At 52.1% G+C, this 13,680-nt stretch carries 10 protein-coding genes; 8 read left to right on the top strand and 2 right to left on the bottom strand.

Annotated features, from left to right (window positions below):
- Positions 1-245 precede the first annotated feature (245 nt).
- The 4 genes from cobN to CKV68_RS00910 all read left to right on the top strand — a co-directional run bounded on the left by cobN (position 246) and on the right by CKV68_RS00910 (position 7,015).
- Positions 246-3,860 carry a cobaltochelatase subunit CobN gene (gene cobN / locus CKV68_RS00925; protein WP_095075421.1) on the top strand — a complete coding sequence of 1,205 codons (3,615 nt, stop codon included), beginning with the start codon at positions 246-248 and terminating at the stop codon, positions 3,858-3,860.
- A 70-nt stretch (positions 3,861-3,930) separates the two neighbouring features.
- Positions 3,931-4,461 (top strand): FxsA family protein, encoded by a 531-nt coding sequence (locus tag CKV68_RS00920; RefSeq protein WP_013911454.1) that lies wholly within the window; start codon positions 3,931-3,933, stop codon positions 4,459-4,461.
- 160 nt (positions 4,462-4,621) lie between these two features.
- The gene (gene lnt / locus CKV68_RS00915) at positions 4,622-6,178 is read left to right on the top strand and encodes an apolipoprotein N-acyltransferase (protein ID WP_095075420.1); all 1,557 of its coding nucleotides are present in this window, start codon (positions 4,622-4,624) and stop codon (positions 6,176-6,178) included.
- A gap of 33 nt (positions 6,179-6,211) precedes the next feature.
- Complete coding sequence (locus CKV68_RS00910) at positions 6,212-7,015, top strand: polyprenol monophosphomannose synthase (RefSeq protein WP_013911452.1); 804 nt, start codon at positions 6,212-6,214, stop codon at positions 7,013-7,015.
- A 79-nt stretch (positions 7,016-7,094) separates the two neighbouring features.
- On the opposite strand, the gene CKV68_RS00905 is transcribed toward CKV68_RS00910, so the two are convergent.
- Entirely contained in the window at positions 7,095-7,487 is a 393-nt protein-coding gene (locus tag CKV68_RS00905) for an RNA polymerase-binding protein RbpA (RefSeq protein ID WP_013911451.1), read from the bottom strand.
- A gap of 183 nt (positions 7,488-7,670) precedes the next feature.
- On the opposite strand from CKV68_RS00905, the gene CKV68_RS00900 reads away from it, so the two are divergent.
- From CKV68_RS00900 to CKV68_RS00890, 3 genes are read left to right on the top strand one after another with little or no spacing between them, the layout of a single operon-like run.
- Positions 7,671-7,997 (top strand): hypothetical protein, encoded by a 327-nt coding sequence (locus tag CKV68_RS00900; protein ID WP_013911450.1) that lies wholly within the window; start codon positions 7,671-7,673, stop codon positions 7,995-7,997.
- A 19-nt stretch (positions 7,998-8,016) separates the two neighbouring features.
- A complete protein-coding gene (locus tag CKV68_RS00895; protein ID WP_014525737.1) occupies positions 8,017-8,709 on the top strand; it encodes a YceI family protein in 693 nt (230 codons plus the stop codon).
- A 14-nt stretch (positions 8,710-8,723) separates the two neighbouring features.
- Positions 8,724-8,921, top strand: coding sequence for a hypothetical protein (locus CKV68_RS00890; RefSeq protein ID WP_095075419.1), 198 nt, complete (start codon positions 8,724-8,726; stop codon positions 8,919-8,921).
- 483 nt (positions 8,922-9,404) lie between these two features.
- On the opposite strand, the gene CKV68_RS00880 is transcribed toward CKV68_RS00890, so the two are convergent.
- Complete coding sequence (locus CKV68_RS00880) at positions 9,405-10,385, bottom strand: bile acid:sodium symporter family protein (RefSeq protein WP_095075418.1); 981 nt, start codon at positions 10,383-10,385, stop codon at positions 9,405-9,407.
- 156 nt (positions 10,386-10,541) lie between these two features.
- On the opposite strand from CKV68_RS00880, the gene CKV68_RS00875 reads away from it, so the two are divergent.
- Positions 10,542-13,463: an FAD-binding and (Fe-S)-binding domain-containing protein gene (locus CKV68_RS00875; RefSeq protein ID WP_095075417.1), complete on the top strand. Its 2,922-nt coding sequence runs from the start codon at positions 10,542-10,544 to the stop codon at positions 13,461-13,463.
- Positions 13,464-13,680: the final 217 nt, after the last annotated feature.

Genomic DNA, 13,680 nt, shown 5'->3' with positions numbered 1-13,680 from the left:
AATGAAAATAGAGAACCGCACTGTGGTTCCCAAGTGTTGTGTGCACGCCAAATAAGCCCAGCCTAGAGCACCGAAATATTTCGGGAAAGCTTATCTTCACGTGTTGATGAATCCGGTGGAATTCCGGACGGTCGCGCCACTGTTATAGCCAGACCATCGATTTCATGAAAATCACGTGTCACAACACCCCTCTTCAACAACGCCGTCGATGGGCGCGTCACCCACGAAAGGACACCTTGCCTCGCATGATCACGCTTTTGTCTACATCGGATACAGATCTCCTTTCGGCCAAAGTAGCGGGAGAAACTGATAACGTCAGCTTCCATTGTGCTAACCCAAACTATGTCTCCGAAGAAAAGCTCGACGAACTTATCGCACAGACTGACGTCTTTGTCGTCCGTCTTTTGGGAGGAAAACGCGCATGGGAATCTGGCTTAGAAAAAATCCTCGCCTCTTCGGTTCCTTTGGTAGCCGTTTCCGGCGAACTTGCAGTGGACGCTGAGCTCACCGAGTTATCCACCGCACCGGCAGGGGTTGTCACCACAGCCCATACGTACTTAGCCGAGGGCGGCCAAGCTAACTTTATAAATCTTCACAATTTTCTTTCCGATACTCTGTTGTTTACTGGCTTAGGCTTTGAAGAGCCACAACACATGCCGGTGTGGGGATATCTAGACAGAAAATCCACGATCACGGCTCCACCGCAGGCTCCCCGAATCGGCATTATTTATTACCGAGCACAGCATCTAGCAGGCAATACCGCCTACATCGAAGCCCTTTCCCACGCCATCGAGGAAAAAGGCGGACTACCTGTACCAATTTTTGCCGCATCACTGCGTCAAGCATCAGAAGAATTACTTCAAGAACTACGAACCTGCGATGCCTTAATCACCACTGTGCTTGCCGCTGGCGGCACGAAACCGGCTACTGTAGGAGCCGGCGGGGACGATGAAGCGTGGGACGTCGCAAAGCTTGCAGCTCTCGACGTGCCCATCATCCAAGGTCTTGCGCTCACCAATGCACGCTCCGAATGGGAAGACAACGACGAAGGACTCAGCCCTCTCGACGTGGCCACCCAAATCGCGGTACCAGAATTCGACGGGCGGATCATCTCCGTACCATTCTCATTCAAAGAATACGACTCCGACGGTCTCATCTCCTATGTACCCGATGCCGAACGATGCTCCCGCCTAGCTGGAATAGCCATCCGCCATGCGGCACTGCGAACTATCGAGAATAAAGACAAAAAACTCGTCCTCATGCTCTCTGCATATCCCACCAAGCACGCCCGCATTGGTAACGCCGTGGGACTCGATACTCCGCTTTCTACACTCCGTGTCCTTCAAGCCCTCAACAACGCAGGCTACGACCTCGGTAACACCAGTGAAATACCAGGTTATTCAGAAGACGGCGCTCATGACGGAGACGCATTAATGCACGCCATCATCGCAGCGGGTGGACACGACCCAGAATGGCTCACCGATGAGGTCATCGAGAACAACCCCCTCAAACTTTCCCAAGCGGATTACCTCAGCTTCTTCGCCTCCTTACCGCAAGCAATGCAAGACGAGATGATCCAGCACTGGGGACAAGCCCCCGGAACTCATTACGTCAACCAAGAAACCGGCGAACTCTATATAGCTGGATTGCAGTTTGGCAACGTCGTCGTGATGGTTCAACCGCCCCGTGGCTTCGGCGAAAACCCTGTCGGCATCTATCACGATCCCGACCTTCCCGCCAACCATCACTACCTAGGGGTCTACTATTGGCTCAGAGAAATCTTTGGAGCCAACGCCATCGTGCACATGGGCAAGCACGGAAACATGGAATGGTTACCAGGAAAAAACGCAGGCCTTTCCGCTGAATGCTACCCGGATCAGGCCATCAGCGAATTACCGCTTATTTATCCCTTCCTAGTCAACGACCCGGGGGAAGGAACACAAGCCAAAAGACGAGCCCATGCAACACTTGTCGACCACATGATTCCGCCCATGGCGCGCGCCGAAAGCTACGGAGACATCACCCGGCTCGAACAGCTTCTCGACGAACACGCAAACATTGCGTCCATGGATCCCGCCAAACTCCCCGCTATCCGCCAAGAAATCTGGACGCTGCTTCAAGCAGCAAAAATGGACAAAGACCTTGGCTGGGAAGAACGCCCCGACGAAGACGCCTTTGATGATCAAATCATGGAAATCGACGGATGGCTCTGCGAAATCAAAGACGCAGCCATCCGCGGCGGACTCCACATCCTAGGAGAAGCAGTCACCGGGGAAGTCCGCATCGAACTCGTTCTAGCAATGCTACGCGCCCGCCAACTCTGGGGAGGCGACAAAGCAGTACCAGGCTTGCGTGAATCCCTAGGATTATCCGAAGCCGGCGATGAAACCCTCGGCAGGGTAGACACGGTAGAAAAAATTGCCCACGCTCTTTTAACAGAGATCGACGCTGCAGGCTGGGACCCCAACAGCGTGAGCCCCATTCTGGACGCAACCGAACTACCTGGAAACGCAAACAAAGAAGAACTAGCCAAGCTCCTGGGTTTTGCGTGCAAGGAGATCATCCCGCGGCTAGCCCAATCAGAACGGGAAATCGACCAGATCCTCCGCGCGCTCGATGGAAGGTTTATCGAGGCAGGCCCCTCCGGTTCCCCCATGCGAGGCCTGGTCAACGTCCTGCCTACGGGACGCAACTTCTACTCAGTTGACCCCAAATCACTCCCGTCCCGCCTAGCATGGGAAACCGGCCAACTCCTCGCAGATTCCCTCATCGAGCGTTACCGGGCAGAACACAACGGAGACTACCCAACATCCGTCGGACTTTCCGTCTGGGGAACCTCTGCCATGCGCACCTCCGGAGACGACATCGCCGAAGTATTCGCGCTCCTTGGAGTGCGCCCCGTGTGGGATGAAGCATCGCGCCGGGTGATTGACCTAGAAGTCATGTCCCTCGAAGAGCTCGGACGACCACGTATTGACACAACAGTCCGTATTTCTGGTTTCTTCCGCGATGCATTCCCTCACGTGCTTGCGCTTATCGACGATGCCGTCCAGCTAGTGGCCCACCTCGACGAGCCGCTACACATGAACTACATCAAGGCCCATGCGCTTGACGATGCACAACAAGACCACGTACGACGCATTTTCGGATCAAAACCAGGCACGTATGGGGCCGGGCTGCTTGAGCTCATCGAGTCTGGCACATGGCGCGACGATAAAGATCTTGCGGATGTCTATACAGCGTGGGGCGGTTATGCCTACGGACGTGGTATGAGCGGGGTAGAGGCTGCTGACGATATGCGCACTGCTTATCGACGCATTCAGGTCGCTGCAAAGAACGTGGATTCCAAGGAACACGATATCGCCGATTCTGATGATTACTTCCAATTCCATGGCGGCATGGTTGCTACAGTGCGGGCGCTCACCGGTAAAGACCCTGAAGCCTATATCGGTGATTCGACGCGTCAGGAAACCGTCAAAACCCGCACGTTGCATGAAGAATCACGCCGTGTTTTCCGTGCTCGTGTTATCAACCCACGGTGGATTGCAGCCATGCGTAAACATGGATATAAGGGTGCCTTTGAGATGTCCGCTACCGTTGACTATCTCTTCGGATATGATGCGACCACCGGGCTCATGGACGATTGGATGTATGAGACGCTGACGGATACATACGTTAAAGATCCAGAGAATAAAGAATTCTTTGAAGCTTCTAATCCTTGGGCGCTCCGTGACATTTCCGAACGGTTGCTTGAGGCTGCAGATCGTGGACTGTGGGAAAACCCTACCCAAGAAGCCCTGGATACCCTGCGGGGGACGTTCCTAGAGATGGAAGGCACCTTGGAAGAAGATTCTCAATAGAAGTAGAGTCTGACATCCCCAGAAGCTGGTAGAGCATCATCGATAAGACAAAAACAGTAAAGTAAGGGCTATGCCGCTTTTTATTGGTCTTCCGTACATTTTGATCGAAGCTCTTGCCTTCTGGGGTGTTGCTCAGTGGCTGGGGACCGCCACTGCACTCATCGCGCTCATCGCTTTTCTTTTTGGCGGCTTATTTCTTGCGGCCTTTGAAATGCGAAGCATTTCACGTCGTCTAGCCTCTGGTAATTCGTCTCCGGGGCGTGCCGCAGGTGATCTAGGGCTATTAGCTGCCGGAGCCGTGGGAGTAGCCCTCCCTGGCTTTGTCACAAGCTTATTTGGCCTTCTGCTTATTCTTCCTCCTACTAGAGCGCTCATTCGATCGTTTTTGGCCAAAGGACTTAGAAAAAAGATCGAGGATATGGGCGTTCGCAGTTTCGAGGCAACCAATAGTTATAGGCAACATGCCAGCTACGGCAGCTTTAGCGCACAATCAGTGATCGAACATGACCAGCTCGACGAGGAAGAGATCCAAAAGTGGTCCCGCGATATAAAGCCTGAGGATTTCGGTGGGCCACACGGGCCGAATCCGCAACAAAAATAAGGCGTTCTAGCTGCTAAGGCTTTTCATACAGAAACTTCTTTTGTAGCCTCACTCAGTAGCGCTTATGTCTTTCTCAGGGATGACGGCAAGTGTGCCAGCCGTCTTTCGTCTAAGCCTGGGCGCGTGTTCTTTCCCGTCTCTTGATCAGTGAGCAGTGTTTATGTCCTTCTCCTCGCACGCGGTGCGATCAATCCTTGTCCGGTCTGCGGTCGCAGCTCTCGCGGGGCTATCTGTTTATGCTTCCTACGCGCCCCTTGGGTGGTTTTTCGCAGCTCCCATTGGCCTTGCACTCTTATGCGGTGCTTTAGCCCCGTGGAAAGGAAACCACCCATCAGGTAAAACTGGTGCACTCCTGGGTTTTGTTTATTCCGTCACGCTTTTTCTCCTTCTTTTGCCCTGGATAGGTGAGTTTGTTGGCGCTATGCCCTACATTGCGCTTTCCACGTTCTTGTCCTTGTACTCCATTCCGTTGGGAATAATAGGCGTTCGGCTTTTGCGCCATCGTGTGGGATGGGTCTGGTTTCCCTTTGTCATCGTGGCAGTGGAATGGGCGCGCTCTAATTTTCCGTTCGGTGGGTTCGCGTGGGTTCGTATCGCGTGGGGTCAGATTGATAGTCCTCTCGCTGGAGTAGCTTCTTGGGGAGGACCAGCCCTCGTATCGCTTCTCACTGCCGTTGTGGGGACGGCGCTTTGGCAATGCGTCACTAATTCCGCTTATCGACGCCAAACTGTGTCCACTATGGTCGCGGTTCTCCTAGTGGCGGGCGTCGCAACGCTCACAAACGGGCGAGCTCATGAACAGGGAACCGTGAACGTAGCGGCTATACAAGGCAACGTTCCACGGTTAGGGCTCGATTTCAATGCTCAACGCCGGGCCGTACTAGCCAACCATGTGAGGGAAACGGAAAAGCTATCTGAACAACCTGACTTAGTAATCTGGCCGGAAAACTCAGCCGATGTGAGCCCGTTGAGCGATCAGCAGGCTGAGCAACTTGTGTCCCAAGCCGTGGCACATGCACAAGCGCCTATCCTTGTAGGAACCATCACCAAGGATGCCGTGGGACATCGAAATTCCATGGTGGTTTTTGACCCGCAAACGGGCATAGGGGAGACCCACAACAAGAAATACCTTCAGCCTTTTGGCGAGTACATGCCTTGGAGAGAGTTCTTTAGGAAACTCTCTCCATTGGTAGACCTGGCTGGAGATTTTAAACCTGGAAATGGCAACGGCGTTGTGCACATGACAGCTGCCACCACAGGAAAGAATATAGCCGTAGGCATCGCCACGTGTTATGAGGTCGCGTTTGATCAAGCCGGCCGCGACGCAGTTACTGCTGGTGCTCAGATACTTACGACTCCCACTAACAACGCAACCTTTGGGTTCACAGATATGACCTATCAGCAATTGGCAATGAGCCGCATGCGGGCCATTGAATTGGATAGGGCAGTAGTTGTAGCAGCGACGTCCGGGGTCTCCGCACTGGTGAAACCCGATGGTTCCGTTATTTCTCAAACTAAAATCTTCCAGTCTGCTACTTTGGAAGATGCGCTTCCTCTTCGCGACACGCTGACCTTTTCAGCTAGGTATGGCACCTATATTGAGTACGCCTTGGTTATCATAGGAACCATGTGCGCTTTGTGGTCGTTGTTCTTTCAGAGCACCAGCACAGGTAAAGGAACCAGCCGCAAACTGAAGTCTCAAACCGCTAAGCGCTAGTTTTAACCGCCTACCAAGGAGTCACTTAAAGCAATGACCAAGCCCAGCGATAAGACCCTGGTGATCATTCCCACCTACAATGAGCTGGAGAATCTTCCCCTCATCACCGGTCGTGTCCGTGAGGCCGCTCCTGACGTGGACATCTTGATTGTCGATGACAACAGCCCCGATGGAACCGGCAAAGCAGCTGATGCATTGGCAGAAAAGGATAGCCACATCAAGGTTTTCCATCGGGAGGGCAAAGGCGGCTTATGCGGCGCTTACGTTGCCGGCTTCCGTTGGGGCCTTGAGCGTGATTACACAGTATTGTGTGAGATGGACGCAGATGGTTCTCATGCGCCTGAGCAGCTGCACTTGCTCCTTGACCAGGTAGACGCGGGAGCCGACCTTGTTATCGGCTCCCGATACGTCCCCGGTGGCAAAGTAGTGAACTGGCCTAAAAACCGTTGGGTCTTGTCCAAAGGCGGTAACATCTACATTTCCGTTGCCCTTGGCGCTGGGTTATCGGATATGACGGCGGGGTACCGAGCCTTCAAGCGTGAGGTTTTGGAGGCTATCGATCTCGATGAGCTATCCAATGCAGGTTATATTTTCCAGGTCGATATGGCATGGCGCGTTGTACAAGCAGGATTCGATGTTCGCGAAGTGCCAATCACGTTCACAGAGCGCGAAATCGGGGAGTCTAAGCTAGACGGCAGCTTTGTTAAAGACTCGCTGCTCGAGGTAACCAAGTGGGGACTGAACCACCGGAAAGAGCAAATCACCAACATCTACCGTGAAGGCTCTAAGCTGGCGAAACATGAGATCGCTGCTTTCAGAAAGAAGCACATGATCTAATCTCAAACATATAAAAGTGATCACCCCACGCGGCTCGTAGGAGCATCGCGTGGGGTGATCACTTTGAAAGATCAGTTAATTACTGATTATTTGCTTGCGCTGCAGCTTCTTCCTGCTGCTGCTTTAACAAGCGTGCAGCGTTACGACGACGCTTACGCAGGAGCTCAATACGCTCTTCTAAAAGCAGATCCAGTTCTTCGATGGAACGGCGCTCACGAAGCATATCCCAGTGCGTACGTGGGGGCTTTGCTGGCTTGGATTCTACGCCTTCTCCCTCCATGAGCGTTCCGAGCTGGCCGTTTTTGCACAGCCACGTACCTGGAATTTCCGCGTCATGTGCAAAGGGTACGTCAAAGATCTCGCCGGTTTCTGTCTTATATCGAACCATCTGACGAGGAGCCAGGTCATGGTCCCTGTCGGTTTCGTAGCTGACAGCACCCATGCGGCTGCCGCGCAAAACACGATCTGCCATAGGGGATCAGTCCTTTCCATCTCAAAGGGGGCACGGCGAAGTCTCCACTACGGAGAAAACGCTCAAGGTCTTCCACTATAACGTACGAACCAGTAGTTTTTGTTCCTCAGGTTCCTTAAATAGGGGATTACTACCTCCCACAGAACTAATCCAGCTGGGTCTTGGTGGTTTAGACTGAAGTGGATGTCTACTTTAAGGCTTAATACGTGTGCATGGTGTGGTAAGGAATTTGCTAATCCTGGACGCGGACGTCCAAAGAAATTTTGTTCGCATTCTTGCAGGCAGCGGGCATATGAACAAAGAACCGCGAGTATAGGACCAGCAGTGCCAGAAAACGCAGTAGTATTACGACCTGAGCGAGTTAGTGAGCTACGCGACTCTTTGTTTGAGCTTCGCTGCGCCGCAGAAGACATCGCCACAGCCAGTTCAGAGGGCGCCGATCCAACAGAGATGCAGCAGCTTTGTTCTGAATTGGTCGTGCTAGCTAAACAAATAGAGAAACTCAGGTAGAAGGATAACCAGCGCACCCATGGAAAAAAAGCATAAACTCATTGCACTTGGCACGGCAGTTATCGTTGTTCTTTTGTCTGTTTTTGCCGTTGCCATGGCGATTATCCCACTCATCAACGGGCCCGGTGTAAAAACCGAAGCTCTTGACGCATCCGACGCAAAGGCCGCTACAACGGACATTAACGGAACGTGGGAAGTTATCTATGGCAAGGCCCCAAATATTAGTTCTGCGGGGTTCACTTTCTATGAGGTGCTACCGGCAGAGAAACGCGTTACCTCTGGATCAACTCAAAGCGTAACCGGCACGGTCGAAGTTAAAGAGCAAAAGATCGTTTCAGGAAAAGTAGCCATTAATATGGCAGATATCCGCACCGATAACGATAAACGCGATAACAACGTGCGCGCCAAGATCTTTGAGGTGGAAAAATATCCGGAAGCAACCTTTGAGACCACCGGATCCACGGATGTTTCATCCATCCCTGAAGATGGAACCACAACGGAGATTACGATCCCAGGCAAACTTACTATTCACGGCAAAACGAATACGATCTCTCCCAGCTTTACGATCGTTCGCGATGCAGACACGGTCAAGCTTTCCTCAACCATCCCGATTAACCGTCTCGATTATGATGTGAACACCCCGGAATTCGTGGCAGCCAAAATCGACACGAATGGCGAAATCAACGTCTTACTTACCCTTAAAAAGAACTAGAGAGTCACTTATTCATGGCATCAAGAATGATCCCCGGACTATGGCTACGCTTCATCGTCCTTCTAGGTTTTGCGGCTTTCATGATCTACGAAAAGCTACCGTGGTTAGCAGTTTTTGCAGCCGTCTTTTCCGTTATCACGCTCATTCAGCTTTATTATGCGTATCGAGAACGGCGTAATGCAGGAGCAAACCTTCAAGCAGACCGCCAATAGGTAGAAGACTTAGTACAAATACATACCCTTTATTACGTCACTGTGACGTAATAAAGGGTATTAGACGTTTGGAAAAGACCGTAAGGGTAGAAAATATCTCAAGGTTCTACCGGATTAAACGCAAACCAACATCTAAGCGGGTTGAAGACTCAACAAAACAGAAGCCACAAAGCTGCAAGAGATTTCTTGTCGCTTCACGTTCCACATCAAGCCTGATGCTCCAATGGTTCACACCAGAGATATACACATACAGGTGTAGCAAAACAAAGAACGGCGCAGCATCGCATTCAAGGACTGATAGAGCTATAGCTTTTCCACAAAGACGCGGAGAAGCTGCATACATATCCATTAATCGCCAGATTTGCTCGATATGCCCCTACAGTGTCAATTGTCCGATAATGTACATTATGTCATTTTAGATCTGCCCCGCCGGAGCACCTACCGCGATATATCCCATACCGGTAGCTCCAAACAGGTCGACACCTAGACTGCTCGATGACGATGTCGCATGATGGCCGCAAAAATAGCACCAGACACATTCGCATACATTGCTGCGATCGCGCCCGGCAATGCCGCCTCAGCAGAATAAAACTGAGCGGACATTGCAGCAGCAAGACCCGAATTCTGCGTGGCTACCTCGATAGACGTTGTCCGACATGCAGGCTCATCTTCTTTAAGAAGCTTTGCGCTCACATAACCAAAGACAAAACCAATGACGTTCTGAAGCGCCACACCTGCAACCACAACAAGGCCAACCACTGCCAACTTATCTCGCGCCCCAGACACCACAATCACCATGACAAATCCGATGACAGCAATGGAAATCCACGGAAGAGCTGGCAGGATTCGATCAACAACCTTGCCCGCCAGCCACCTCAGTGCAAGTCCTGCGAGGACTGGCACCAGAACAACCTTTAACAAGCTAATAGTCATCCCCGCGGCATTAAGCTCCGCGCTGCGCCCAGTCAAAAGCACCATCAATGCGGGCGTGGCTAAAGGTGAAACCAACGTGGATACTGAAGTCATTGCAACAGAAAGTGCAACATCCCCCTTTGCCAGATACGCGATCACATTAGAAGCCGTTCCACCTGGCACAGATCCCAATAAAATAAGCCCAAAGGTGATGGCCTCATTAAAGCCCAATGCGCGGGAAATTAACAACGCCGATACTGGCATCACAATAAATTGGCATGCCACACCCGCGATAATCGGCAACGGTCTACGTGCCACCTCACCCAAATCCGGCAACGTAATGGTCAGTCCCATAGAAAACATGATCAGCATAAGCATGGGATTGACCAAAGGCTTAAAACCTACAAACGTTTCCGGGGAAAGATATGCGATCACCGCCCCTACAAGGATCACCAGCGGGAAACATATTACTGCCACCTTTGCCGAGCGTTCCTCTGCCGCAGCTCCCCCACGTTCGTTGTCCACATGTTCGTGGCTATCGAGCATTGACATAACAACGACCTCACTTCATCTCGCTTTCGAGAAAGCCTAGCAATATGTTCCATACAGTGGAATATAAATCCCAAAACCACACCCATGAGGGTGAAATTTTCCGTTTGCACACATTTTTGAGGCCATAAGCGCCATTCGCACGCTTACCCTGAAATCATGAAGAAACTATTCACCCCAGATCCAGCCCACATTGGACAGCCAGCCAGGTCCACCTCTCAAGCTGATGCAGCAGGTCCTGAACTATTACACGGCACGCCCCCATGGCTCGTCGATAAGCTTTCCGCAATAGTAGGACGCAAGAACGTTTTAGGCTCATTATCAGATCTCATCCGTTTCGCCTCCGATGGCTCCCCCTACCGGCGGATACCCCAAGTCGTGGTTCGTCCGCGAAACGAAGATGATCTTTCCCAGTTGATGGTTTTTGCTCAGCGGGAACGGCGGCACCTCACGTTCCGAGCCGCCGGAACCTCGCTTAATGGTCAAGCCTCCAGTAATGACATTCTGGTCGACCTCAAAACCCACTTTCAAGGCCTAGAGGTACTCGATGATGGCGCAAAACTCTGGTCCCGCCCAGGCACAATCTTAGGCGACGCCCAAGCGATCCTTGGCAGGTCAGGAGTGATGCTCGGCCCCGACCCTGGATCCACCTCTGTATGTACGATTGGCGGCGTTATCGCAGATAATGCGGGAGGAATGCGCTGCTCAATAGAGAGGGACACCTACCATTGCATAGAACATGCCCGCATTGTTTTACCCAGTGGGTCGGTAGTCGACACCGCACAAGGAGACGAGGCTTTCAAGCTTCAGGAACCCGCACTCCATCAAGGTTTGCTCGAATTACGCGATCGTATTCGCTCAGATTCTCAGCTTGTTCAGCGCTTGCGTACCAAGTTTTCTATCCGCAACACCAACGGGCTGCGTCTCGACGCTTTTCTCGATGAGGATCAACCCGTACGCATTTTGCTCAAGCTTATGGTGAGCTCCGAGGGAACTCTCGGAGCCGTAACAGAATCCGTTATCCGCACAGTTCCGCTGCCAAAGAAAAGGGCTGTGGCCTGGGTGATGCTTAATGACATTAGAGACGCAGCAAACTACGTCAGTCCACTTATGCAAACCGGAGCGGAAGCATGCGAATTGCTCGTTGCGCCTGTCCTTAAGCGCTCCGTCGGCAACTTCCCCGAAGCTCCCAGTTCTTGGAGCTCCATTCCGGACAATAGCGCTGCCCTACTCTTAGAGGTAGGTGGCGTTGATGAACATGCGCTCGATAAAGCTATCGAGCGGGCCACGAAGGTTTTATCCGAGGCAAAACTCATCGCTCCGCTTCAGTTTGACAAGACCGCAGAGGGGCAACGCGGAGCGTGGCACATCCGCAACGGACTTTTCGGCGTTATTGGGTCCGATCGCGCTCAGGGAACTGCCCTTATTACTGAAGACGTCTGCTTCCCGCCTGAAAAAATTGGTGAAGCTGCTGCCGATTTGCTTGATCTACTTGCCGCGTACGGGTATCCCGAAATGGTCATGGGCCATGCAGCTTTTGGAAACTTGCACTTCTTCATCCTCCCGCACTTTGGCATACAAGAAGAACGTGAAAAATACGCCAGATTCCTGGACGATCTGGCAAGCCTCGTTCTTGACGATTATGACGGTTCACTCAAAGCAGAACACGGAACTGGCCTCAACATGGCCCCCTTCTTGGAACGCGAATGGGGAACACAAGCCTGGAACCTCATGTGGGAAGTAAAACGTCTTCTGGACCCAGCCGGGATCCTCTCCCCTGACGTCAAGCTCACAAAGTCGCAGGATATTCACCTCAAAAACTTTAAAACTTTCCCGCAGCTAGAAGAAGAGATTAATCCTTGCGTCGAATGCGGTTTTTGCGAACCTGTGTGTCCTTCTCGACATGTCACTGTAACTCCCAGGCAGAGAATCGTATTACGTCGAGAAATGGCGCGACAAAAGCAGGGCTCCCCTGTGCTGAAAAAGCTGCAGGAAGAGTACCAATACGCCGCAATCGATATGTGTGCTGCAGACGGAGTGTGTTCTATCGCCTGCCCGATCAGTATTGATACCGGAAAAGTGATGAAAGGCTTCCGATCTGCTCAGACAACGCATACCGCGCAAAAAGTCGCCTTATCAGGCGCGCAAAAATGGGATGTCGTGGAAAAACTAGTCCGCGGTGGGGTTATAAGCGCTCATGCCCTTGGTACCAACACAATAAAAGTACTCTCTGACGCGGCTCGCGGGGTCATCAACCCCGATATCCTTCCCACTGTGCCTGGCGAACTTCCCAAAGCAGCCCAACGATTGCCCAGCACCCAACGCGAGGGAGCCTGTGCGGTGTATTTTCCAGCATGCATCAACAGAATGTTCGGGCCTTCGCCACATTCTGCCCCTGACTCTCTTGATCTACCCCATTCCATCGTGGAACTGGGCCGTCGGGCCGGAGCACCCGTATGGATCCCAGAGAACGTCGCAGGGCTTTGCTGCGGCACACCTTGGTCATCAAAAGGATACGACGAGGCTTTAGCTTTCACAGTTGGATCAATAGTCAATGCCATGTGGAACTGGTCTTCCCAAGGGAAACTTCCCATCATTATCGATGCGTCAAGCTGTGTCCATGGACTACTAGACAATGCCTCCGGCACCCTTAACGGAGAAGACCTAGAACGATTCCATGCTTTAAGAATTCTGGACGTAGTGGAATGGCTCGATGCTGAAGTTATCGACCACCTTACAATTACGGAAAATATAGGGACTGTCGGGCTGCACCCTACGTGTTCCATCCAACACATGGGGCTGGTCGATACGCTCATTCATGTAGCAGCTGCCACAGGATCAGTAACGATTCCCTCCGGCGCTCATTGTTGCGGCGCTGCTGGAGATCGGGTGATGCTTCATCCCGAGCTAACGGAATCCGCTACTCGCGAAGAACGCGCTGCGCTCAATGCAGAGAAGTGCGATTGCTTTGTAGCCTCCAATCGCACATGCGAGATGGGGCTTGAGATGATGTCTGGAAAACCCTTCGAGCATGTGGCAACCCTCCTGGAGCGAGTATCCCGTCCAGTAATATCCCCTTAAATTAGGTAAAGGTTTTACCTCCACACCTTTTCCAGCTGCATAGTAGTGACCTGCGCCATTAACGCAGGTCACTACGCATTTCACCTGTGCCATACGAACTTTACTTCCCCACAAGCCCCTCCCCCCCCCACAAAATCCCACAAAATGATATTTGCATCCCATTAGACGGGAAACTATGTTAGGGGTTCCACCCTTTTCGGATGGATATCGATGCATA

The sequence above is a fragment of the Corynebacterium ulcerans genome, from assembly GCF_900187135.1.
In the GTDB taxonomy this organism is placed as follows: Bacteria; Actinomycetota; Actinomycetes; order Mycobacteriales; family Mycobacteriaceae; genus Corynebacterium; species Corynebacterium ulcerans.
The sequence above is the reverse complement of the archived record's forward strand: the minus strand, read 5'-3'. Positions and strand labels throughout refer to the sequence as shown.